General features: G+C 53.9%; 18 protein-coding genes and 1 tRNA gene. 16 read left to right on the top strand and 3 right to left on the bottom strand.

Annotation, left to right across the window (positions count from 1 at the left end):
• Position 1: 1 nt before the first annotated feature.
• The 14 genes from K6V98_RS03820 to K6V98_RS03755 all read left to right on the top strand — a co-directional run bounded on the left by K6V98_RS03820 (position 2) and on the right by K6V98_RS03755 (position 17,324).
• Positions 2-955 carry a DegV family protein gene (locus tag K6V98_RS03820; protein WP_222199198.1) on the top strand — a complete coding sequence of 318 codons (954 nt, stop codon included), beginning with the start codon at positions 2-4 and terminating at the stop codon, positions 953-955.
• A 71-nt stretch (positions 956-1,026) separates the two neighbouring features.
• On the top strand, positions 1,027-2,199 hold the full coding sequence (locus tag K6V98_RS03815; RefSeq protein WP_222199197.1) for an NAD(P)-binding domain-containing protein: 1,173 nt from the start codon (positions 1,027-1,029) through the stop codon (positions 2,197-2,199).
• Entirely contained in the window at positions 2,199-2,639 is a 441-nt protein-coding gene (locus K6V98_RS03810; RefSeq protein WP_222199196.1) for a hypothetical protein, read from the top strand. The genes K6V98_RS03815 and K6V98_RS03810 overlap by 1 nt, the downstream gene beginning before the upstream one ends.
• Before the next feature lie 5 nt (positions 2,640-2,644).
• Positions 2,645-3,343 carry a hypothetical protein gene (locus K6V98_RS03805; RefSeq protein ID WP_222199195.1) on the top strand — a complete coding sequence of 233 codons (699 nt, stop codon included), beginning with the start codon at positions 2,645-2,647 and terminating at the stop codon, positions 3,341-3,343.
• 2 nt (positions 3,344-3,345) lie between these two features.
• Positions 3,346-4,437: an isocitrate/isopropylmalate dehydrogenase family protein gene (locus K6V98_RS03800; protein WP_222199194.1), complete on the top strand. Its 1,092-nt coding sequence runs from the start codon at positions 3,346-3,348 to the stop codon at positions 4,435-4,437.
• Between the two features lie 234 nt (positions 4,438-4,671).
• Entirely contained in the window at positions 4,672-5,859 is a 1,188-nt protein-coding gene (locus tag K6V98_RS03795; protein WP_222199193.1) for a hypothetical protein, read from the top strand.
• 87 nt (positions 5,860-5,946) lie between these two features.
• A tRNA-Thr gene (locus K6V98_RS03790) sits at positions 5,947-6,022 on the top strand.
• 457 nt (positions 6,023-6,479) lie between these two features.
• Entirely contained in the window at positions 6,480-12,746 is a 6,267-nt protein-coding gene (locus K6V98_RS03785; protein WP_222199192.1) for an SHIRT domain-containing protein, read from the top strand.
• A gap of 493 nt (positions 12,747-13,239) precedes the next feature.
• Positions 13,240-13,677, top strand: a complete 438-nt coding sequence (gene agaF, locus K6V98_RS03780; protein ID WP_222199191.1) for a PTS galactosamine/N-acetylgalactosamine transporter subunit IIA — start codon at positions 13,240-13,242, stop codon at positions 13,675-13,677.
• Positions 13,677-13,958: a preprotein translocase subunit YajC gene (gene yajC / locus K6V98_RS03775; protein WP_222199190.1), complete on the top strand. Its 282-nt coding sequence runs from the start codon at positions 13,677-13,679 to the stop codon at positions 13,956-13,958. The genes agaF and yajC overlap by 1 nt, the downstream gene beginning before the upstream one ends.
• 66 nt (positions 13,959-14,024) lie before the next feature.
• A complete protein-coding gene (gene agaB / locus K6V98_RS03770; RefSeq protein ID WP_222199189.1) occupies positions 14,025-14,507 on the top strand; it encodes a PTS galactosamine transporter subunit IIB in 483 nt (160 codons plus the stop codon).
• Between the two features lie 87 nt (positions 14,508-14,594).
• Positions 14,595-15,392, top strand: a complete 798-nt coding sequence (locus K6V98_RS03765; RefSeq protein ID WP_222199188.1) for a PTS mannose/fructose/sorbose/N-acetylgalactosamine transporter subunit IIC — start codon at positions 14,595-14,597, stop codon at positions 15,390-15,392.
• Entirely contained in the window at positions 15,382-16,464 is a 1,083-nt protein-coding gene (locus tag K6V98_RS03760; RefSeq protein ID WP_222199187.1) for a PTS system mannose/fructose/sorbose family transporter subunit IID, read from the top strand. Before K6V98_RS03765 ends, K6V98_RS03760 begins: the two co-directional genes overlap by 11 nt.
• A gap of 131 nt (positions 16,465-16,595) precedes the next feature.
• Positions 16,596-17,324: a GntR family transcriptional regulator gene (locus K6V98_RS03755; RefSeq protein WP_222199186.1), complete on the top strand. Its 729-nt coding sequence runs from the start codon at positions 16,596-16,598 to the stop codon at positions 17,322-17,324.
• A gap of 178 nt (positions 17,325-17,502) precedes the next feature.
• Here K6V98_RS03755 and K6V98_RS03750 read toward each other — a convergent pair whose 3' ends face one another.
• Together K6V98_RS03750 and K6V98_RS03745 are read right to left on the bottom strand one after the other, a co-directional pair.
• Positions 17,503-17,928, bottom strand: a complete 426-nt coding sequence (locus K6V98_RS03750; RefSeq protein ID WP_222199185.1) for a hypothetical protein — start codon at positions 17,926-17,928, stop codon at positions 17,503-17,505.
• A 72-nt stretch (positions 17,929-18,000) separates the two neighbouring features.
• On the bottom strand, positions 18,001-18,489 hold the full coding sequence (locus K6V98_RS03745) for a hypothetical protein (RefSeq protein ID WP_222199184.1): 489 nt from the start codon (positions 18,487-18,489) through the stop codon (positions 18,001-18,003).
• A gap of 270 nt (positions 18,490-18,759) precedes the next feature.
• On the opposite strand from K6V98_RS03745, the gene K6V98_RS03740 reads away from it, so the two are divergent.
• Positions 18,760-19,929, top strand: a complete 1,170-nt coding sequence (locus K6V98_RS03740) for an SIS domain-containing protein (protein WP_222199183.1) — start codon at positions 18,760-18,762, stop codon at positions 19,927-19,929.
• Positions 19,930-20,205: 276 nt separating this feature from the next.
• A complete protein-coding gene (gene nagA / locus K6V98_RS03735; protein ID WP_222199182.1) occupies positions 20,206-21,390 on the top strand; it encodes an N-acetylglucosamine-6-phosphate deacetylase in 1,185 nt (394 codons plus the stop codon).
• Between the two features lie 242 nt (positions 21,391-21,632).
• On the opposite strand, the gene K6V98_RS03730 is transcribed toward nagA, so the two are convergent.
• Positions 21,633-23,231, bottom strand: a complete 1,599-nt coding sequence (locus K6V98_RS03730; protein ID WP_222199299.1) for a UDP-glucose--hexose-1-phosphate uridylyltransferase — start codon at positions 23,229-23,231, stop codon at positions 21,633-21,635.

The following is a 23,231-nucleotide window of genomic DNA, read 5'->3' as shown; positions in this document are numbered from 1 at the left end:
CATGATCACAGAGCAACCTGGCCCGGTAAAGGGTAACTGTCGTATTGTGGTAGATACCTGCGCTGATTTCACACCAGAGATCGCCGCAACGCTTGATGTTGATATTTTAGCCTTCCCCTATATTGTGGATGGCACCGAGCATCTAGATGATATCTGGAAGAGCATGACGCCCAAGGAGTTTTACGATCGCCTGCGCTCAGGTGCTCGTGCTTCTACGGCGGCAATTCCGCTTGGCCACTATCTTGAGTTTTTTACGGCTTGTGCAGAAGAGGGCACACCGACGGTCTACCTCTGCTTTACGAGCGCTCTTTCTTCCAGCTATGACTACGCCTGTAAAGCTGCTGCTGAGGTTTTGAAGAACTATCCTGAGTTTGAGCTTCATGTGGTAGATAACGCCCTGCCCTCAGCAGCTGCTGAGCTCTTGGCGCTTGAGGCGGTTCGCCAGCGTCGTGCCGGCCTTACGGCCTCACAGCTTGCTGCATGGGCACATGAGGCAAAATCCTACGTCCACGGGTTTTTCACCCTCGATAACCTCGATGCGCTTGCTGCGGGTGGCAGAATTCCACCGGCAGCAGCCCAGCTTTCAAGCAAGCTTGATATTAAGCCTTCACTTTCCTTTGACCTTTCGGGTGCGTTGAGCTTGACGGGCGTAAATCGTGGCCGCAAAAAGGCGCTTCGATCCCTCGTAAAAGGCTTTAAGGAGAACTGGGTTCCTGATTCTGCGCTTCCCATCACTATTGTTTCTTCTGATGCTGAGAAGGACGCAGATTGGGTAGAGGCGGCAATCCGCAAAGAGGAGGGCTGCAAGAGTCTGACCATTTTGCGCGGGTCGGTGGGACCAACCATTGGTGCTCATGTGGGGCCAGGTATGGTGGCAGTCATCTTTTGGGGTCAAAACCGTGGCGAAAAGATGTCGCTTTCAGACCGGATTGCTCGCCGCGTTCGTGGCGAATAGACTCGCCGTGAGCTGTAGTAGATCGTTGATGGTATTCCGGTTCATCCGGATGCTCGGGTAAGGAGAGCAGTATGGCAGAAAAGAAACCCGCAGTTGCATTTATCGGAACCGGGATTATGGGTGCACCCATTGCTGGTCATATTATGGATGCGGGTTATCCGCTTACGATTTTTACGCGCACGCGCAACGAGCGAGCAGAAGCTCTCATTGAGCGCGGAGCAGTTTGGGCAGATACGCCCGCAGACGCAGCTCGTGAGGCGGATATTGTCTTTACCATGCTTGGCTATCCTACCGATGTTGAGGAAGTTTATTTGTCGAGCGACGGGCTGCTTGCTGCGGCAAAGCGTGGAGCAACCCTTATAGATCTCACCACGAGCTCTCCTGAGCTTGCTCGGGATATTGCAGAGGCTGCTGAGGTTTCTGGCCTGTATGCCTTTGATTGCCCGGTAACTGGTGGCGAGCGCGGTGCAATTGATGGCACCCTGACCTTAATTGTTGGCGCTACTGAGCGCGATATTGAGCCGATTCGCTCGCTTTTGGAAACGTTTGGGAAGCACATCTTCTGCTTTGGCGGTCCGGGTGCCGGCCAAACTGCCAAGCTTTCCAATCAGGTTGCCTTAGCGGGCTGCTTAACAGGCATGGCAGATGCCCTGTCTCTAGCTCAACAGTCTGGTCTTGACCTAGCGCGTGTGCGCGAGCTGATTGTGAGCGGTACTGGCCGCTCAGGCGTGATGGAAACTTTGGCTCCAGCAGCCTTGGATGGGGATTATCGTCCAGGTTTTAAGGTTACGCACTTCTTAAAGGATCTGGGCTTGGCCTTGCAGCTTGCTGAAGATCGAGAGATTGTCTTGCCTGGTGCCGAGACTGCCTTTGGCCTGTATGACGTGCTCGATACCATCGGTGGTGGCGAGATGGGTACCCAAGCGCTGACCCTTATGTATCAGGAGGAGGCCGATGCGGTAGCTGCTGGGCTTGATTGGTCGCAGTATACAATGAGCGAGGATAGCGAGGGTTGTGGCTGCGGTCACGACCACGAGCATGCTCACGAGCACGGCGAGGGTTGCTGCCATGGTCATGATGGTAGCCACGACCACGAGCATGGCGAGGGTTGCTGCCATGGTCATGATGGTAGCCACGACCACGAGCATGAGCACGGTGAGAGCTGCTGCCACACCCACGGTGAAGGTCACACCCACGAGCATGGTGAGGGTTGCTGCCACAAGCATGAGGGCGCGGAGGCGTAGTGGAGCTTTCCTTCTTCATCTTGGCGGCCATCCTGTTCCTTTTTGCTCTCTTTTTGGGGTTTACGATTGGAACCTCAGTAGGTGAGCGATCAGTTACTAAGGCCGATTATTGGAAGATGAATGCCGTAGGCATTGGCTGCGCGGTGTTAGCTGGCGTGCTGATCTCAGGTCTGCCACTTTTGCTCTATGCCCTCGTTGGCCTGCTTGGTGGCTATATTGGCGGCCTCAAAATGGGCTTTGGAGAAACTACAGGTCCTTGGCGTGTGCACGACCGGGTCTTTAATGTGAACCGATCGCATCGCGAACTTGCACAGCGTGGTGGAGGAGAGGCACGGCGCAAGCGCAAGCGCTCCGGCGCGGCTCCACAAGCCTTAATCTCTGTTGCCCCTGGGTCTGCGAACAGCCAGAACCAATATAGTGAGAAGAAAAACGAGAGGTAGGACACATGCCTGAACGTATTGACCGCGAGTTGACCGATGAAGAGCGGGCAGATCTTGAGCGCATTCTGAGCGATCAAGCTGCCTTTGCCGAGATGATCGAAGAGCTCTCTGGTAGTTCTCGCCGTCGTCGTCAAAACGCTGCGCATCTGGTTGCCCTCGTTGCAGAAGCTGAGCCGTCAGCGCTTGCTGATCATATCCCGCAGCTACTTGATGCGCTTGAGCGGCCGGAGGCTCAAACACGCTGGGAAATTTTGGACGCCTGTTCCATCTTGGTGCCCGACCATGCCCGAGAGATCGGCGCTGCCTTTGGACCTGCGGAAGAGGCTCTTTTTGATGAGGTATCTGCCCCGCTTCGCTTAGCGGCCTTTCGCCTCCTCATCACCTGGGGCTCTACCGAGCGCCGTCGCTCAGAGAAGGTTTGGCCTATTCTTGATGAGGCTATTCAGTGCTACCACGGGGATCTTGAATATCGCGATATGCTCGCGCTGCTTTATACCTTTGCCACAGGCAAAATTGATGGCCGTGTAGCCGGTGAGCTGGCAGGTAGACTTGAGTTTGATGCCGAGAATGGCAAGGGAGCCTATTTGAGGTCGCGCTCCTCTGAGATCTATCAGATGCTGGTCAAGCGCTTTAAGCTGGAGAATCCACAGAAGCGCGCACGTCACGTTTCTAAGGATGATCTGGAGGATGACGACGAGGAGTAACGATGGCGCATGAGGTCGTGTTGATTCCAGGAGACGGAATCGGACCGGAGATTAGCAGGGCGATGCAGCGTGTGGTGGAAGCCACAGGCGTTTCAATTGCTTGGAATGTGCAGGATGCTGGTGCTGCCGTTATGGAGACGGAGGGCACGCCCTTGCCCGAGCGCGTGCTCGATGCCATAGTAGAGGCGCGCGTTGCCATTAAAGGTCCCGTTACTACCCCGGTAGGCTCGGGTTTTCGAAGCATTAATGTGGCCCTGCGCAAGCATTTTGATCTCTTTTCTTGCGTGCGCCCCTGCCTTTCGCAACCGGGTGATGGCTCTCGCTATACCGATATTGACCTTGTGATCTTTCGCGAGAATACCGAGGATTTGTATGCGGGCATTGAGTTTTCGCCCAACGATTCTGAGGTACAAACGATCGTTGATGCAATCGTGCGTTCGGGACAAACGCCACCTCGTCCGGGCTCTGCCTTAAGTATTAAGCCAATTTCTGAGGTTGGCTCACGCCGGATTGTTGAGGCAGCCTTTGCGTATGCTGAGTGTGCTGGGCGGCGCAAGGTCACCGCAGTTCACAAGGCAAATATTATGAAGGAGACTGACGGCCTTTTCTTGCGTGTTGCTCGCGAGGTCGCGGCCAGTCATCCTACCGTTGCATTTGAAGATCGAATTGTAGATGCGGCATGCATGGGGCTTGTTCAAGATCCCTGGAGCTTTGATGTGCTGGTTATGCCAAACCTCTATGGAGACATCATCTCTGATTTGGGTGCCGGTCTCATTGGTGGTCTTGGTATGGCTCCGGGAGCCAATATGGGGCAGACGGTGGCTTTGTTTGAAGCCACGCATGGCTCTGCTCCCGATATTGCAGGCAAAGATCGTGCTAACCCCACGGCTCTCATCCTTTCTGCTGCCATGATGCTTGATCATCTGGGCGAACACGCGGCTGGCTCAAAGATTCGGGAGGCAGTGCGAACGGTGCTGCATGAGGGCGCGTGTGTAACAGCCGATGTTCGCCATACGCAAACGGGTTCATCTGCAGGTGCTGTAGGAACGCAAGCCTATGCCGATGCTCTCATTGAGCAGATTGCACACCAGTAGATTGCGCAACTCGTGCCTGTTCGAGCGTGTGTGGAGCATTGAGGGTGCCTGTTGCGCAGCTTATGATAGGTGGCTTGCGTATGAGCGAGGTATGAGCTTCCGTATTTCGCTTCACAAGAAATGCTACAAGAGACGTTAACTTAGTGTGCTGGCTCTTCCGTTGCTCCGTTCTCTAACTCCTTGACGTATCTTGTATGCCTGTATGGATGTGAATGACGGTAAAGGAGCGGCCCTATGGGCATGATTCGGAAAAAAGATGACCAAAAGGAGGTCATCGAGGGTGTTGAGGTGATTTTTAGCGGAGAAGGCCCCAACGGCGCAGGAGAATCTCCTATTGAGCTGATTGGTGGACAATCTGCTGAAGATATTGCTGCTGGTATCACCCCTCAAGAGGCCGAAGCTGCCGCCCAGGCCGCTGCCCTAGCCGATGCTCGAGATGAGGCTCTTATGGATGGAATTGAAAGCCCAAAGATGGATCGCGATGAGGAGATGTCTGAGACTTCTCGCACGCCTGAGGTAGAGAACACGCCTGCTCCTGTCGAAGACGAGCAGAGCTCAAAGGCCGCCAATGAGCCAGCATCGGCCAAGCGCAGCCCGCTTGATCGCCGTCTCGTTTTGGCCATCTTTGTTGTGATTGCTCTCGTTGCCGGTGGCGTTATTGGCTACTTTATTGATCATGGAGGCTTTGGATCGCACGGCGTTAATGCTCGCACGATTTCTGAGGATAAGCTCGATACGGTGGTGGCGTCTTTGACGTATAACGGCAGCACGCATCAGATTACAGTGCGTGAGGCCTTGGAGTCCCAAGGAACGCTTGAGGCGGCAAAAGGACCAGATGGGGACTATCGGGTTCCTTCAGCAGATGTTTTGCTCGGGCATGCCAGGAATCGCATTTTGCTCAACGAGGCTGAGGCTCAAGGTATCTCGGTTGGAGATGATGAAGCCAAAGAGTATGCCAAGACCACGCTTGGTACTGATAGCTATGACGAGATTGCAACTCAGTACAACACCTCAAAAGAGAGCGCTGAACGTTTGGTCAAAGAAAATGCAACGATAAAGAAGCTCTACGACAAAGTTGTTCCTGCCGCCGCTGCTACAGTTCCTGAGCAGCCTACGGCTCCAGCTGAGGGCTCAGATGGATCTCCTACCAAAGAGTATGCCGACTACATTATTAAGCTTGCCGGAAATGAGTGGGATTCAGAGAAGGGTGCTTGGGCAGAGGGCGACGGTCCTTTCCATCAGGCCTTTAAGGATAAGGCGTTTAGCGCGGATGGCGCTACCTATGAGCAGGCACAAACTGCCTATATGGTTGCCTATCAGGCGTATGCTCAAGAAATGCAGGGCAGCCAGAGCGCTTGGCTTGACTATGTGAACGGGCTGTATGGCAAGGCCGATATCAATCTTTACGGCTTGTATATGTAGGCACGCTTGCTGCCCAGAGATTGATCTTGCGCCCAAGCCAGTTTCCACGTAGTATTGGGCAGTCGCTGGCTTTGATGCCGGGGATGTGCCAGCATAGCTCAGTTGGTAGAGCACCGCTCTCGTAAAGCGGGGGTCATCGGTTCGAGTCCGATTGCTGGCTCCAGTATTTTCAGGTCGGGTGGGTTATTCTTATCTGGCCTTTTGCTTTCTTCTCCATGCAAGGATTGCACTCATTCGGAAGAGCTGAAAGCCCACGGAGCCCCTCGTCTGGCTGGGCACACGCCCGCGCATGAAATGCATCCTGCTCTATCGATTGAGTACGGGAAATGATCAAGTTTGAGTATGGTGTTTCTGCTCGGGCGGAATAAGGCATGAGGGCTTTGAGTCCGCCCGCTTTTTATCGTTGCACAGCAGAAGTTCAATTCTGTACCGGTTTGTCCGATGGCTGGTTGCCGTGACGCTCGCTTGAGGGCGCCATGCAGGCATGTCAATGTCAGCGCAATGCCAATATGCGCGTAATATATTGGGCAATCAGGCTGCCACTTTCCTCTCAAATGAGATAACATGACTAACATAATAGAATTTTTGAATGGACGGAAAGAATTCTGAGGCGGTAAAAAATGAAACCAACGAGTAGGGTATCTCAGTTATTTCTGGCTCTTGTGCTGGCGGTCGGCTGCTTGATGCCAACCTCAGCATTTGCAGCCGGTGTCATGGCGTCTGCTCCGGCTCCGCAGGATCCCAAAGGTGGTATAAACGCGACTGATGTTGTCGTGTATGGCCCGACGAGTCCTGCTACCAAGGATGCTGCGAACGCAGAGGCTTTTGGTCCGATGCAGCCCAAGAGCTACACGACGGAGATCCACTATCTCGCCAATGGAAAACAAGCGTGGCAGCCCTACCGAGCGACGGTAGGCGCGATCGACGATCCGCGCGTAAACACACGTGTCACGCTTCCGGAGCTTGTTGGCTTTCAACCGCCTCAGAGCGGGCAGCCGGATCAGATCACCTGGCAGTTTGTTCATGATAACGACGGCAACGTGTTGGATCGTGTCTATGAGAGCAAACCTGTAAGTATCCGCGTGGTTCACACCTTCCAAAAGCTCACGAATCCCAATGTCTTTGAGGACCGGGGGCAGCGTCGGGAAACCAAGCAGGGAGGTCGTGTGGGGGAGACTCTGACGGTCAAACCTCTGGATGCTTCTGAGCGTGAGGGCTTTGAGCCCGAGCGCCGCTCGCTTTGGACCAAGCTTCCTAGTTCCGTTTCCGCAGACTACAAGATAGAGCTTCACTATCTTCGCTGCAGCTACGTGGTGAGGTACGATTCGGCGGGCGGTACCGATGTTCGCGCCAAGCGTCTCTACTTCGAGCAAGCCATTCCGCCGGTTGATAACCCGACGCAGGAGGGTGGTGAATTTTTGGGCTGGAAGGCCGACTGCGACTTGAAGAAGCAGGACGGCTCTACGCTTACTTCCGGTAGTCTTATTAGCAAGGATGATTTTGCGAAGATCGAGATGCCCGCTCACGATGTGTGCTTCACCGCTCAGTGGAAGTTTAAGGAGAAGGCGGACTATACCGTTTTGTTCTGGGCAGAAAGGGCAGACTACGATGATAGTAACGCCGATCTTCCCTTGCGTGATCGCTACGACTATGTGGGTCTGAAAACAATCAAGGATGCCCAGACAAACTCCGCGCCCAATCCGGCAGAAACGGATACGGAGGGCATCTTCTTTCCGGACATCGCAGAGGATTTGGGTCACACTCCCAGCAAAGACGAGCTAAAGAAGTTCTTTCGGGTGAACACCGAACGTACGAAAGAAGCCAACAAAGGTAAAAATGGTACTCAAAAGGTTGTTCGTGCCAACGGCACCACCACCTACAACGTTTACTACGATCGGGCGACCTATGAGCTCGTCTTTGAGAAGCACAAGAGGACTAGTTCTACGTTTAACCCCACCATCGAAGTCGGCGGGGTCGTCTATGATGCGACCAAGAATCCCTACACCGTGCGTGCCCGCTACGGTCAAGACCTCGCGGCGAAGTGGCCGTGGGATCGGCTGGTGACCAACTGGCCTGATAAAAAGAGTGGCCAGGGCTGGATGGCAAACGGGAATAGCAAACTTACCTATTTGGATTCTCCTCCCTACCGGCTGACCTGGCAGGAGTTTATTCAGTACAAGGACGGGATGCGAACATCCACGAGCCGCCCCGGCGTGCAGCTTGCCGACGATCAGATAAGCCTTGGTATCCAATGTTATTACGCCACGGGCAACCAGCCGGTGCACGTTGATTTCGAGAAGGAGGGCTTCGACGGATCCTTCGCTGTAGACACTACCCTTTACTATTGGAAGAGTGACACCAAGACCACGACCTATCCTTTCCCTGCTCCGGAGCTCAAGGGTTTCACGAGGGTGAACCCGGAGCAAAAGCAGTCCGTTTTCACTTCCACGCGCTTCACCAGTCGCCAGCAGCAAGAGGTCCCCAATACCCTGGAAGAACTCAACGTCGGTCGTCCGGATGATAAGAAGATAGAGTTCGTACCGAAGATGGCGGGCAGCTCATATAGAGAGAATGGTTACGTCCGCTTTCGCTACAAGAGGAACTCCTATCACCTCTACTTAAACGATGATCCGAAAACTCCTAAGGAAGCTAAGGAGTTTTCGAACGATCGCAAGAAATCTGTTCTCTATGACCGCCCACTCATGCAGCTTAATCTTGATGAGACGGTTAAGCCTGAGCGTCCCACCTCGGTGCCTGCGACTTACGAATTTAAGGGCTGGGCGCTTGATGCTGCAGGGAAGAACCTGATCAAAGATGGTCGCGAGACCATGCCCAACCACGACCTGACGCTCTACGCCTCTTGGGCACCGCCCGAGAAGACCTGGACGCTTACGGTAGATCCCAACGGCGGCACTTATAAGGGCACGTCTGAGGTGACCAAGACTGGTGTGCAAAACGGCTGGCTGGTCTCTGAGTGCAGTCTCACCCCCATGAAGCCTGATGGCGCAGGCGTTGGTGGTGGCGGCACCGAGACAGCCTCTGAGCACACCCCCGCCTCTGCGGAATCTAACAAGGGGTGTAGCGTTGAGATTCCTCACCGTGAGGGGTATGACTTCCTTGGATGGGAGCTTGTTCTCTTTAAGAAGGACAAGGAGGGAAAGCCCGCGGTTGGCGCGGACGGCAAGCCCCTCGAGGACGGTTCCTACCGAAAGGCCTACGGTGTGCCGCCTCTCTACGCCTTTGAGAATCCTGTGGTGGAAAACGTCTATCTGCGAGCCGTGTGGGGCAATAGCAATGTGGCGCGGGTGACAGTTCGTCACGTCTTCTATGATCTAGACGGCGTTAAGACCGACGAGCATGATGATGTTGTTCCCGAGGCACGTGTGGGCTCCGAGATATCATCCCTCGCAAGTTGGCAGGGTGACGAATGGATCTTGCGGCAGGATATTCCAGACAACGGCTACTTCCGAACCGTCACGGTCGAGGCAAACCCGAATGCGGATGAGAGTGTAAATCAGATCACGTTCTCGTATCATCCACTGAGCAAACGCACATACCAGGTGAGGTATGTCGACCAAAAGGGACGCGACCTGCTCGAACCCGAGACGGTGACAAACCTCAATCGTCACTATGATGCGCAGAACTACAAACCCATCAAGGGCTGGCGACTTGTTGGCACTCCTCAGCAGGCGCTTGTTTTCGATTTGAACAAGACCGGAGGCTTTCTCGGTATCAACGGTACTGGCAAGAAGGTCGTCACGTTCTCGTATGAGGATGCCCGCGTGCTCGCGCGCACGAATGAGCAGGCGGTGACACCCGATGGCTACCATCGCGTTGCTTGGAAGGCCGGGGAGCATGGCAGCTTCGAGGAAGGCGTAACCGCACGCATTTATGATGTTGTTGACGGCCTTGCGTTCGGCAAGGTGCCGGTACCTAGCAATCCGACGCCTGCAAAGGGATATGTCTTCGAGGGCTGGGATGTCCAAGCGCCGTCTGGTGACGCCGAGGTGAATAAAGACTTTACCTTTGTGGCTCAGTGGGCAAAACTAGCGGACGTAACCTATGCATGTAAGCCTGCGGAAGGGGAGAGTCGAAGCCTCCCTGAAGCTGTGACTTCCTTGCAGCTCCCGGAGAAAAAAGCCTACAAGGTAGACGAGGTAGTCGAGGCGCCTACGACCACCTATGACCCCGTTGCAATTGATACGGGGGACGACCAGGGCACATGGACGTTTGCTGGTTGGGATCCTAAGAGCCTTACGGTAAAGGACGGCTCAAACGTCTTTACGGGTAGGTGGACTTTTACGCCTAAGGCGAAAAGTGTTGTAAATCACACCTTCACATACCAGGGCGTTTCCGGTCGCACGGAGCCCTCGGAAAACATAAAGACGCAAATTGAGGCGCTGAAGCCGGCTGACTCTGCGCCTACGTGGGTTGGCACTACCGTAGCTGCTCCTGCTACCTTCACCCAGACCTTCCTCGAGGAGGAAGGCGTTAAGGGCACATGGGCGTTTGCTGTCTGGAAGCCTGAGAGTCTTACGGTAAAGGACGGCTCGAACACTTTTGAAGGCGTGTGGGCTTTCACGGAGCGCGAGAAGGTGAACGTGACGTATGAGTTTGCCTACATGAATGGTGATCAGACGCTTACGGACAAGCCTGCCGTCATCACGGCGGAGCCTCCTGCTGCCACGAAGGTCTATGTGGGTGATCCTATTGCACAGCCGACGTATAACGAGGCTCCAACTGACACGCTCAACGGTGTGCCAGGGCATTGGGCTTTTGCTGGCTGGAACGCTTCAGCCGATGCTTCTGCCGGTACTCACAAGATGGTGGGCACGTGGAACTTCATTCCAAACGACAAGGTTGCTGTGAGCTACGTCTTTGTCTTTAACGACGAGACAGGTGCCACGGTGGACGCGCCTGCAGGCTTTGTCCCCCGTGCTCCTGAGGCCTCCCAGACCTACAAGACACTCACGGTTACAGCACCTGAGAACTCCTACGACAATCAGACAACAGAGCGCGGCACATGGAAGTTTGAGGGCTGGCAGCCTGCCGAGCACGCGAACGTACAGGGCGATGTCCGCTTTACGGGTCTGTGGAAGTTCACGCTTTTCGACAAGGTGCTCTTCCCGCCCAAAGGCGGCGCACTGTCTAAGGACTACGGTGAGAAGACAACTGCTGATGAAGTGCTGGCAAAGGTCACCGTCCCCGGCTATCCAGCCGACAAGAAGGCTCCTGAGCTCTCCCTTGCTGACGGTGCCAAACTTCCCGACGGCAAGACCTCAGGCACCTTTGTTGTACCGGTGGACGTACGCTTCCCCGACGGTAGCACCGCCCGTGTTGATGTGACCATAACGGTGGGCGAGCCAAAACTAGCGGACGTAACCTATGCATGTAAGCCTGCGGAAGGGGAGAGTCGAAGCCTCCCTGAAGCTGTGACTTCCTTGCAGCTCCCGGAGAAAAAAGCCTACAAGGTAGACGAGGTAGTCGAGGCGCCTACGACCACCTATGACCCCGTTGCAATTGATACGGGGGACGACCAGGGCACATGGACGTTTGCTGGTTGGGATCCTAAGAGCCTTACGGTAAAGGACGGCTCAAACGTCTTTACGGGTAGGTGGACTTTTACGCCTAAGGCGAAAAGTGTTGTAAATCACACCTTCACATACCAGGGCGTTTCCGGTCGCACGGAGCCCTCGGAAAACATAAAGACGCAAATTGAGGCGCTGAAGCCGGCTGACTCTGCGCCTACGTGGGTTGGCACTACCGTAGCTGCTCCTGCTACCTTCACCCAGACCTTCCTCGAGGAGGAAGGCGTTAAGGGCACATGGGCGTTTGCTGTCTGGAAGCCTGAGAGTCTTACGGTAAAGGACGGCTCGAACACTTTTGAAGGCGTGTGGGCTTTCACGGAGCGCGAGAAGGTGAACGTGACGTATGAGTTTGCCTACATGAATGGTGATCAGACGCTTACGGACAAGCCTGCCGTCATCACGGCGGAGCCTCCTGCTGCCACGAAGGTCTATGTGGGTGATCCTATTGCACAGCCGACGTATAACGAGGCTCCAACTGACACGCTCAACGGTGTGCCAGGGCATTGGGCTTTTGCTGGCTGGAACGCTTCAGCCGATGCTTCTGCCGGTACTCACAAGATGGTGGGCACGTGGAACTTCATTCCAAACGACAAGGTTGCTGTGAGCTACGTCTTTGTCTTTAACGACGAGACAGGTGCCACGGTGGACGCGCCTGCAGGCTTTGTCCCCCGTGCTCCTGAGGCCTCCCAGACCTACAAGACACTCACGGTTACAGCACCTGAGAACTCCTACGACAATCAGACAACAGAGCGCGGCACATGGAAGTTTGAGGGCTGGCAGCCTGCCGAGCACGCGAACGTACAGGGCGATGTCCGCTTTACAGGTCTGTGGAAGTTCACGCTTTTCGACAAGGTGCTCTTCCCGCCCAAAGGCGGCGCACTGTCTAAGGACTACGGTGAGAAGACAACTGCTGAGGAAGTGCTAGCAAAGGTCACCGTCCCTGGCTATCCAGCCGACAAGAAGGCTCCCAAGCTCTCCCTTGCTGACGGTGCCAAACTTCCCGACGGCAAGACCTCAGGCACCTTTGTTGTACCGGTGGACGTACGCTTCCCCGACGGTAGCACCGCCCGTGTTGATGTGACCATAACGGTGGGCGAGCCGCCTGCGAAGCCTGCACAGCCTACGAAGACCACGAAGTCCATGCCTGGCACGCCTTCTGCCGCGCGCACCAGTGCGGGCAAGGTACTGCCTGCAACAGGTGACACGGCGCGCATTGTGTCCATCGTGGCATTTGTGACGGGTATCTTGGCTCTGTTGACTCAGGCGTTTATGAAAAGAGAAGGGAAAAGAAGGCAGTAGAGTTTCAATATTCGGCCTGTCTTGACAGAAGAAGGCGGTAGGGTTTCAGTACCGACATGCCTTGACGTATGGATCCCCGTATCCCCATAGCTGCTTCGCTGTGTGGATACGGGGTATTGCATAAGGGCGGAGTCTTCTGAGCGTTCTTGCCGAGTTCGTAGGAAGCGGTATTAAAGCGTTTTGCATAAGGGGTAAAAAGCCCACTTCACAGCTTCTAGACGATTTGTTCTTGGTCGCTATTCTGTATATCGAAAAAAGATTTTGTTTTCGGAATACGCTAAAAAACAGTTTCTCGGCGTGCTGTACACTAAAGCAACAGGTAGATAGTGATAAACTCTGTAAACGGTCATTTTTTGGTGGTAAATGGTAGCGTAAACATTAGTTTGCCTTCACAGATTGACCACAGGCTCACATCTGCTACCATGTGACAAGACTGATCACGTGGTTACTACCAGTTGCGCGCAGCGCAATACAGAGGAAGAGGTGATAGGGCATGATCGGCTTCATCCTTACAGGTCACGGGCAATTCTCAACGGGTCTCAAAAGCGCCATCGATATGGTGGCAGGAGACCAGCCAGCCTTTCAGATCGTGCCATTTGAAGGGTCTGCAGCTGCTACGTACGGGGATGATCTGCGTGCAGCAATTACTGCTATGCGTGAGGAGTGCGAGGGCGTACTGGTTTTTGTCGACTTGCTCGGCGGCACTCCTTTTAACCAAGCTATGATGATCTCCGCTGATGTATCAGACGTAGAGGTGGTTACTGGCACTAACCTGCCCATGCTCATTGAGCTGTTACTCACCCGCTCTGGTGCATCGAGCCTTACAGCGCTTGCAGAGCAGGCAGTAGCGGTAGGCAAGACAGGCATTACGCGCCAAAGCATTGCTACTCTGGCAGCCGCCGCAGCAGATGATGATGAGGATGGAATCTAATGGGAGATCTTGGATCAAACATCCTGTCCTCCTCAATCGCCTTGCTTATTCTTTTGGCAATCATGGGTATTGCCTACACGGTCTGGTCTCAGATCAATATGAGAAAAAAGCGGGACTACTTTAAGAAGCTGCATGAAGAAATTGCACCCGGTAAAGAGGTCATGTTCTCAGGTGGCATTTTTGGCACGGTGAAGCGCGTTTCTGGAGATCGAGTCACGGTTACGACGCGCTCCGGTGCTGAGCTGGATGTTTCTCGCTACGCCATCCAGCAACTCGATTAGACGAAGTTCGGGGATCATCCCCGCCTCGTATCCGGACCCATCCACTCGTGAAAGGAATGGATCGCAATGGCAGAGCCGAATATTCTTCTTACTCGTATTGATAATCGCCTGATTCATGGCCAAGTTGCTACGCAGTGGAACTCCACGCTGGGAACAAATCTTATTCTCGTCGCCAACGACAAGGTGGCTGAGGATACCATGCGTCAGAACCTTATGAAAATGGCAGCGCCCACTGGCGTAGCCACACGCTTCTTCTCACTTCAGAAGACGATTGAGATTATTGGTAAGGCGTCTCCTAAGCAGAAGATTTTTATCGTGGCCGAAACTCCCCAAGACGTGTTATCGCTCGTCAAAGGCGGAGTTCCTATAAAAAAGGTGAACATCGGCAATATGCATATGTCGGAGGGTAAGCGGCAGGTTGCTACTTCTGTAGCGGTTGATGATTCCGATGTCGCCGCTTTCCGCGAGCTGCAGGAAATGGGGGTGGAGCTAGAGATCAGGCGTGTTCCGAGCACGCCGGTTGAGGATGCAAGCAAGCTGTTCTCGTAAGCTGCGCATCCGGCGGCAAAGCAGCACGCTTGGCCGTATCCGTTTGATCCGTTTTTGTCTCAAAAACACCTTGAAAGGAGGAGCAAGATGGAAGCACAAGCCCTTCAGATCGCGCTGATCTTTATCGTTACGTTTATTGCGGCAATCGATCAGTTCGACTTCCTGGAGTCTTTGTATCAGCCCATCGTGACAGGTGCCATCGTCGGCATGATTCTTGGTAATCTTGAGGTCGGCCTGGTCGTTGGCGGCACCTATCAGCTCATGACAATTGGTAATATGCCGATTGGTGGTGCTCAGCCGCCTAACGCTGTTATCGGTGGCATCATGGCTGCGATCTTTGCCTGCTCGCTCAACATGGAGCCCAATGTGGCAGTCGCTGCCGCCTTCCCGTTTGCTCTGCTCGGCCAGTACGGCGTAACTCTGTTCTTTACGGTTCGTGCCCCGCTCCTTGAGCAGTTCCGTGGTGCTGCAATAGCAGCTGATCCGCGTCGGGTAACCGTTTGGACTATCATCTCCGAGGCCATTCTCGGCCTTATCTTCGCTGTCATCGTCACCCTGTTCTTCATTGGCGGTCAGGCCTTTGGTCAGCAGGTCGTCGATGCAATCCCCGAGTGGGTCAACAACGGTCTCTCTGCAGCCGGTGGCATGATGCGCTTCGTAGGCTTTGCCATCTTACTGAAGATCATGATGAGCCGCGATATGTGGGCTTTCTTCTTCATGGGCTTTGGTCTTGCATGCATCGTTGCTGCAATTCCGTCCCTGGCTTCGCCCGCCCTGTTGATCCTGGCCTTTATTGGCTTTGGCCTTGCTTTCTGGGACTTCCAGCAGCAGACCGAGCTCAAGGCCGCGTTTGCTGACGGAGGTGACATGGAAGATGGCATCTAATGAGTTTGTTGTACCGGAGCGCTATGAGGATCTTACTCCCGCTCCGCAGGTAGATCAGGCTACGCTGAACCGCATGGCTCTGCGCTCCTGCTTCTTGCAGTCCTCGTTCAACTTTGAGACCATGCAGTCTGGTGGCTGGTTGTTCGCCATGCTCCCCGGTCTCGAGAAGGTTCACACCAATAAGAACGACCTCTCTGCGTCGATGTATCACAACCTTGACTTCATCAATACGCACCCGTTCCTGGTGACCTTCGTTATGGGTATCGTGCTCTCTCTCGAGCAGAACAAGGTGGATACCCAGACCATTCGTGCTGTCCGTATTTCTGCAGCTTCACCACTTGGTGGCATCGGAGACGCTCTGTTCTGGTTGACGCTTGTGCCTATTACGGCCGGCATTACCTCAAACATGGCTATCCAGGGCAACGCTTTTGCGCCGCTTGCCTTCCTGATCGTCTTTAACGTGTGCCAGTTTGCTCTGCGTTTTGGCCTCATGAACTGGTCATACAAGCTTGGTACGAGCGCTATTGACGCTCTGACAGCTAATATGCAGGCATTTACGCGCGCTGCCTCGATCATGGGTGTTTTCATTGTTGGTTGCCTGACGGTTACCATGGGCGGAACCCAGATCAATCTCAAGGTTCCCAATGGTGTAAGCCGCTCCATTGCAGCGAGCACTGTTATCGTCTCCAATGACGATGTAGCGAACTTCACCTCGCTCAAGGGCATCGATACTAAGACAGCCGAGGCTGGTACCATGGCTATGACTGATGCTAAGGGTGAGCCTTTGCAGGCCGCCGACGCTTCAGGCGCTGCTGTGGAGACAGGCGTTACTGATCTTGGTAATGGTATGAGCTCCGTTACCTACGGTACGGTCACTGAGTCTCCGGTTGAGTTCTCTGTGGCAGACACGCTCAATACTGTCCTGCCTAAGCTGGTGCCTCTGGCGCTTGTGCTGATGCTGTACTATCTGTTCGCAAAGCACAACTTTACGCCGATCAAGGGCATCGTTTTGTTGCTTATTCTCGGCCTGCTTGGCGCCGGTCCCTTTGGCCTGTGGCCCAGCATCTGGTAAGTTGCTTACCTAGCCAGATATAACTCTTTTTAGGGCAAGATCTGGTGTGAGTGCAAGCTAAAGCCACGTGCTCGGAAGTCCGGGTACGTGGCTTTTTTATATGAATTCAAGTGACCAGGGAGAACTCGATCATGGCAATGGGCGCTCGACGTCAACCGCTTTATGACCAGCTCGTTGATATCCTTATCGAGAAGATTGAGCATGAATATCGCGCAGGTGATCTCATGCCGTCCGAGCGTGAGCTTTCTGAGCGGTATGGGCTCTCTCGAACTACAGTGCGGCTTGCACTTCAGGAGCTTGAGCGACTCGGGCTGGTAATACGTCAGCATGGGAGAGGTACGTTTGTAGCCGATCGCTCAGTGCAAACGAACTTGAGTCAAACCTATAGCTTCACTGAGCAAATGCGCTCGATGGGCCGGACTCCGTCTACAACCATCATTGAGTTTTCAGAGGTAGAGGCAGATAAGAATCAGGCTGAGCGGATGGGCGTACGCCTTGGTGAGCGCCTTATCAAACTCAAGCGTCTGCGCTCGGCAGATGGCATCCCACTGATGGTGGAGCGTACCTATCTGCCACTGAGAATGTTTCTTTCTTTAAAGCGCCCCGTTTTGGAGCGCAGGTCGCTTTACGACATCATTGAGCATGACTTTCATCAGAAAATTCGCGTAGCAGAAGAAGAGTTTTTTTCCAGTATTGCACGGCCGGCAGATGCTCGATTGCTTGAGATTTCTGAAGGTGCACCCATTTTGGAACTCATTCGTACAACCTATAATACGAGCAATCAGGTAGTGGAATATACACTCTCAGTTGCCCGGGCAGATAAGTTTAAATATCGCGTGTATCACCAGCGTGGGGAATAGTGGGCGAAGCTCCTCCAGCCGGGATGTGGGGGGGGGTAGCGACCAAGGCGTACTCTCGCTGAGGTGTTGTAGCGGAGAACACATTCGCGCGCCTTAGACGCTTAAGCAGCGAACAAGTTCGGCTCCCACCTCAATACGGTAGTGTATTTAAGGTGAGAGCCGTATCACTAACAATCAACTATTCTTGCAAGAAGGCTGGCTTGCCTGCCGCTTTGTCGAAGGCGGTTACCTCTGAGGCGGTCTTGAGAAAGAGAAGCCCTTCATCTTCGGATGGCATCGAGTACGCTATATGCACGGTTCCGTATGTGGCTCCCGTTTCATCTACCAAATCAATCAGATTTGGATCGTCTGTAAGCTTGATGGTGCCATTCACTACGGTGTTGTCAGTATTGGTGAATTGCCATCTGTTGCTGGTATCAAGCTGGAGAGCAAGGGATGCGAACTTGTTGGGTTGCTCTCGGTACATGCCCGTTACTTCAAATCCCTTTAAAGCACCTTGCTTTAAATAAGTAACCTTTCTGGTAGCATCGAGTGTTGTAGCAAGGAGGATGACTGCGAGAGTAAGAGAAACAATCGCTATAATCCTGATAAGCTTCTCTTTCATTGTTAGCCAACAATTCGTGGACGAATATCGATGTTCATGAACTGAGTTGGCTTGGCTTTCATCAGTTGACTCCTATTCTGCCGGGGTGGGATTGAGTTTGTGCACCATGAGCGCTGTGGCCACCGCAAGGCCAGTGAGCCAGTGTGCATAAGCGGTATCCTTGATATCGAGCGCGACCTGAATGGTTGAGCCATCTTTGGAAGCCTGGACGGTAGTAGCAGGTTCTCCCTTATGTAGGATAGAAAATGAGCCCGTAGAAAATGAGCCGTCGAGTTTAAAGCCGTTACCAGATATGCAGTAGTCAATCACCATATTAGTCATTTCCTGGGAGAGTTTGACTGTGCCTGCGGCACCGGTAGCCTCAACGACATAGAAGGGCTGGTTGCCAAGCATGTGCCCCGTTACCGTGCATGCCTTCTGTTCGCCCTCTGTGTAGACCGCGCAGGTAGCTGGTTGAATTCTTGAGCGAATGCCATGCTCGAAGCCAGAGAACTCAACATGCGAGTAGCCGTTTCCCTGAATCGTAATTTCATTGTTCGCAGTAATGCAAATGGTGATCATGGTGCCCCTCCAATGTAGTTGAATACCGACCGTGCCTCATGTATTCCGGAACGACGAGCCTTCCCACCTTCCTTCATCGTGAGATTAAGACACGTTCAACCTAGACCTGCATGCGGGAACAATCAAGATCTACCAGAACAAATTGGGTGAACGGTAAGATTATGACGCGAATGGATAGGGAGTTTCTGCTGATCTTAGCTGGTTACTACCAGATGACCAACTAAAGGATATACTAAGTGTTAACAGGAGGCCACAAGAGAAAGGCAGGCCATGTTCGAGAAAACCTCGGAAGAACTTAAGAGTTTAGGTGCCGACATTACCACGGCTGAGATTATGCAACAGCCTGAGCTCTGGCGTGATGCGCTCTCCATTTATGCAGACCACAAAGAGGCTCTTGATACCTTTTTAGCTGAGGCTGCCTCAATGGACGAGAGCCGTCGTTTGGTCGTTATCTTTGCAGGTGCTGGCACTTCTGATTATGTAGGCGATACGGTCGCTCCGTATTTGAACCGCTTCGGCGATACCTCGCGCTATGAATTTAAGGCCGTTGCTACAACCGACCTTGTTTCTGCTCCTCAGGGTTTCTTGAACCCCGATGACCCGACGCTTTTGGTTTCGTTTGCTCGCTCGGGCAACAGCCCCGAGAGCCTGGCTGCCGTCGAGGTTGTGCGGAGCTATGTAAAGAACGCCCGCTTTTTGAACATCACCTGCGCTCCGGAGGGCAAGCTCGCCCGTGAGAGCGAGGGAGATTCGCACGCTCATACGATTCTCATTCCTCGTGCAAACGACGGTGGCTTTGCCATGACCGGATCCTTTAGCTGCATGTCGCTCATGACCACCCTGATTTTTGATGCAGCTGATGATGAACAGAAGCGCGCCTGGGTTGAGTGCGCTGCCAAGATGGGCGAGAACGTTATTGCTCGTGAGGGCGAGGTTATGCAGTTCTTGCTCACCGACTTTGATCGCGTGACGTATTTGGGATCTGGCTCCTTTGGCGGCTTGGCGCAAGAGGCCCAGCTCAAGATCCTTGAGCTTGCTCATGGTCTTGTTGCTACCTCGTATGACACGTCGATGGGGTATCGCCACGGGCCTAAGTCGTTCGTAGACGATAAGACGCTGGTCTTTGTATTTGTGAGCAACGATCCGTATACGCGCCAGTACGATTTGGATATCTTGAACGAGATCAAGGCTGATGGTATTTGCCGCAAGATCATTGCTATCCAACAAGATGCTGGAGAGCTTTTCTCGGGCGAGGCTTTCACCTTCACGGGCTTTGAGGCCTTACCTGCAGCGTATTTGATGCTTCCCTTCATTATGGTGGGGCAGACGGTATCGCTTTTGAACTCGATCCGCGTGGGCAATACGCCAGACACGCCAAGCCCCAGCGGTACGGTCAACCGTGTGGTAAAAGGCGTTACGATTCATCCGTTTACCGCGTAAAACTCGGGTATAACCTCACGTATGAGACCCGCCCTCGTTCATTGGACGGGGCGGGTTTTGTTATATAGGCACTGGGCACACCGTTTGGGAGGACGATTCGGGGATTTTTGCAAAGCGTAGCCATTGAGCGTGCAGGACGCAGCGGTTATAGACAGTATTCACAAAGCACAAGCAAGAGGCATGCCTCACAAGAGTACTTGTTTGAGCATCCACATGCAGGATACAAAGGGCATGCCCCGAAGCAGCACTGGCAGGTTTTAAGAAAGGAACGAAGCTATGAGCACCTATGCAATTGCGGCAGATACCTTCTATCTACCAACCGGCCCTGTGCAGGGCGGCTATCTGATGGTGGAAAATGGCGTGTTTGGAGCGCATCTAACCGAGAAGCCCGACTGTGAGATTGTGGATAAAACCGGTATGGAAATTGCCCCCGGTTTTGTGGATACGCATATCCATGGTTTTCACGATCACGATGTTATGGACTGCGATCCAGCAGCGGTGCGCGCCATTGCTCGCGGTCTTTTAGAAAATGGTGTGACCTCCTGGCTTGCAACAACACTGACTGCCACAACCGAGCAGCTTGAGGATGCCTGCCACGCCGTTGCACTGGCAGCTGAGCAGGACGGCAATGCGTCGGATGAGAACGGCGGTGCCTCGGCTCCAGGTGCTCGTATCCAGGGCATCTTTTTGGAAGGGCCGTTTTTTACCGAGAAGCACAAAGGCGCTCAAAATCCTGCCTATCTGTGCCCACCTTCCTTAGAGAAGCTTGAGCGTTGGCAACAAGCTGCGAAAGGACTCGTAAAAAAGATCGCCATTGCTCCAGAATATGAGGAGAGTCCGGCCTTTACCGCTGCGGCAACGGCTCAAGGCGTGGTCGTGGCACTTGGTCACTCAGATGCCACAATCATGGATGCGTATCGCTGCATTGCGGCGGGAGCCTCAGTTTTTGTGCACACCTATAACGGTATGAGTCCTTTGCACCACCGTGAGCCCGGCATGGTTGGGGCTGCACTCACCAGTAAAGAGGCATTTGCAGAGATCATCTGCGATGGGCATCACGTCAACCCACTTGCTGCAAAACTTGTGATCGATGCAAAAGGGTATGACCATGTGACGCTTATTACAGATTGCATGCGTGCAGGTGGCATGCCTGATGGTGATTATCACCTGGGTGAGCTGCCCGTTATTGTTGGTGGCGGCACTGCTCGCTTAAAGGATGGTGGCTCGCTGGCTGGCTCGATTTTGCGGATGCACGAGGCAGTGCAAAACATTGTTGCGTGGGGCGTGGCAAGTAAGCCCGAGGCCATCTATATGGCCACGCAGGCAGCGGCTGAGTCTGCGGGCATTGCTGATGTATGCGGATCGATCCGCGTAGGCCACCCGGCAGACTTCGTCGTGCTTTCCAAAGATGCTGAGCTGCATGAGACCTATCTTGGTGGAGCCTGCGTTTACACAGCCTAGTGCGTGTGATGGCGCTATGGTAGCTGTGAGCGCTTCGTACGTGCAGTGAGCGCGAACACGAAACCCGGATATGAGTTCTTGCTCATACCCGGGTTTTGCATTGCGTGATACACGCTGCGTGCGGTGCGCCTTGGTTGTTGTACTCCGGTTGCTGAGCACGATCGTTCCGGCTGCTGCGCCTTGGTTGCTACGCTCCGGCTGCTACGCTCCGGTCGTTCCGGAGCGTAGCAGCCGCGCCAGTGCTAGAGAGCCTCTAAGAAGTGAGCGAGCGCTGCGCGTCCTACTTCATCCCACTTAAAGACACCAGCATCTTCCAACACCTGGCCAAACACAAAGCCAACCTCATCATGAAGGATTGTCTCGGCATCCACACCTAAGCTGGGATGGCGTTTTGCTACCTCAAGAGCCCAGCGAGCATGCGGAGCGGAGAGGGCATCTGAGCGAAGCGCTTGTTCCAGCGCATCAAGCTCCATGGGCTGATCCTGAGTTGCCCCTTGAGCAGCAATCAGATGGCGTTTCACCGCATCAAGCTCATCTACCAAGCGCGGTGGCAGAATGGCAAGCCCCATGACCTCAATTAAGCCAATGTTTTCCTTCTTAATATGGTGATACTCCGCATGCGGATGAAAGACTCCGAGTGGGTGCTCATCGGTCGTGATATTGCAGCGCAAGGCAAGGTAGAGCACGTAGTCAGACCCGCTCTTTGTGGCAACGGGCGTAATGGTGTTATGCCGTGTGCCATCTGCATCATGAGAAACCACGCCTGCTTCGGCATCATCCCACGCACGCCAGCGCACAAGCACATGATCGGCTGCGTCCAAGAGCACGGCCCGATCAGAGGAGCGAAGCCTCAAAACCGTCATTGGCCAGTTGAGCACTTCGCCCTCAACGCCTGAAAAGCCAGGAATCGAGAAGGTATCTGTTACTTCAGCGCGCATCATAGGGAAGACGTGGCGACCGCCTTGGAAGTGGTCGTGAGAGAGAATGGATCCACCGACAATGGGCAAATCGGCATTTGAGCCAACAAAATAGTGAGGGAAGGCGTCTATGAAATCGAGCAGACGCTCCATGTTTTCACGATCAACATGCATGGGTCGATGCTCGGGACTCATGGCTATGCAGTGCTCGCTAAAGTAGGCATAGGGGCTATATTGCAGACCCCAGGCCTCGCCACCCAGCTCAACAGGAACGATGCGCAGGTTTTGGCGGGCAGGATGTGCTCCTGCATGAGAGACCGCTGCGCGACCCGCATAGCCCTCATTTCCCATACAGAGCTGGCAAGCCGGGTAGACCTCATCTGATCCGGTGTTCGATTTTTTGGCAGCGCCTGCAGCAGCAATATCGCGGGGATCCTTCTCTGGCTTAGAGAGGTTGATGGTGATTTCTAAATCTCCCCAGCGGGTTTGTGTTGTCCACTCAATATTGCGTGCAATGGCGGAGCGCCGCACATAGTCGGCATCTCCGCAAAGCTGGTAAAACCAGGTTGTTGCAGCTTCTGGGCCTGCGGTTTTTTGCAGCTCAGAGAACTTTCGCGCAATCTCTGAAGGACGCGGCATGAGCGACCCCATAACTTCCATGGCAGCGCGGTCATGCCCTGAGGCGGTATCTTCAAAACGCCCATGGGTAGAGGCCTGATTGGCAAGGAGGGCAAGGGTAGAAGCAAGGTCGAAGTCTTGCGGAGGCTTTGCCGCTTGAAGCTCCCATGCCTCAAGAGGGCCTGGTCCTTCTGCTCCGATAGCAGAAAGAACGGCATTGTATGCCCAGCGCCGATCTGCCTGCTCGAGCATGCCAGATCCGCAGGCGTAATCAACTAAGCTCTCAATTGCGTCTCGAAGGCTCAT

Origin of the sequence: Collinsella ureilytica, from assembly GCF_019795105.1 — a bacterium.
GTDB classification, from domain to species: Bacteria; Actinomycetota; Coriobacteriia; order Coriobacteriales; family Coriobacteriaceae; genus Collinsella; species Collinsella ureilytica.
The sequence above is the reverse complement of the archived record's forward strand: the minus strand, read 5'-3'. Positions and strand labels throughout refer to the sequence as shown.

Excerpts from the sequence above, each read along its gene's own strand:
- K6V98_RS03820 (WP_222199198.1), top strand. The coding sequence starts at position 2 with ATGATCACAGAGCAACCTGGCCCGGTAAAGGGTAACTGTCGTATTGTG.
- K6V98_RS03815 (WP_222199197.1), top strand. The coding sequence starts at position 1,027 with ATGGCAGAAAAGAAACCCGCAGTTGCATTTATCGGAACCGGGATTATG.
- K6V98_RS03805 (WP_222199195.1), top strand. The coding sequence starts at position 2,645 with ATGCCTGAACGTATTGACCGCGAGTTGACCGATGAAGAGCGGGCAGAT.
- K6V98_RS03800 (WP_222199194.1), top strand. The coding sequence starts at position 3,346 with ATGGCGCATGAGGTCGTGTTGATTCCAGGAGACGGAATCGGACCGGAG.
- K6V98_RS03795 (WP_222199193.1), top strand. The coding sequence starts at position 4,672 with ATGGGCATGATTCGGAAAAAAGATGACCAAAAGGAGGTCATCGAGGGT.
- K6V98_RS03785 (WP_222199192.1), top strand. The coding sequence starts at position 6,480 with ATGAAACCAACGAGTAGGGTATCTCAGTTATTTCTGGCTCTTGTGCTG.
- agaF (WP_222199191.1), top strand. The coding sequence starts at position 13,240 with ATGATCGGCTTCATCCTTACAGGTCACGGGCAATTCTCAACGGGTCTC.
- yajC (WP_222199190.1), top strand. The coding sequence starts at position 13,677 with ATGGGAGATCTTGGATCAAACATCCTGTCCTCCTCAATCGCCTTGCTT.
- agaB (WP_222199189.1), top strand. The coding sequence starts at position 14,025 with ATGGCAGAGCCGAATATTCTTCTTACTCGTATTGATAATCGCCTGATT.
- K6V98_RS03765 (WP_222199188.1), top strand. The coding sequence starts at position 14,595 with ATGGAAGCACAAGCCCTTCAGATCGCGCTGATCTTTATCGTTACGTTT.
- K6V98_RS03760 (WP_222199187.1), top strand. The coding sequence starts at position 15,382 with ATGGCATCTAATGAGTTTGTTGTACCGGAGCGCTATGAGGATCTTACT.
- K6V98_RS03755 (WP_222199186.1), top strand. The coding sequence starts at position 16,596 with ATGGCAATGGGCGCTCGACGTCAACCGCTTTATGACCAGCTCGTTGAT.
- K6V98_RS03750 (WP_222199185.1), bottom strand. The coding sequence starts at position 17,928 with ATGAAAGAGAAGCTTATCAGGATTATAGCGATTGTTTCTCTTACTCTC.
- K6V98_RS03745 (WP_222199184.1), bottom strand. The coding sequence starts at position 18,489 with ATGATCACCATTTGCATTACTGCGAACAATGAAATTACGATTCAGGGA.
- K6V98_RS03740 (WP_222199183.1), top strand. The coding sequence starts at position 18,760 with ATGTTCGAGAAAACCTCGGAAGAACTTAAGAGTTTAGGTGCCGACATT.
- nagA (WP_222199182.1), top strand. The coding sequence starts at position 20,206 with ATGAGCACCTATGCAATTGCGGCAGATACCTTCTATCTACCAACCGGC.
- K6V98_RS03730 (WP_222199299.1), bottom strand. The coding sequence starts at position 23,231 with ATGAGCCTTCGAGACGCAATTGAGAGCTTAGTTGATTACGCCTGCGGA.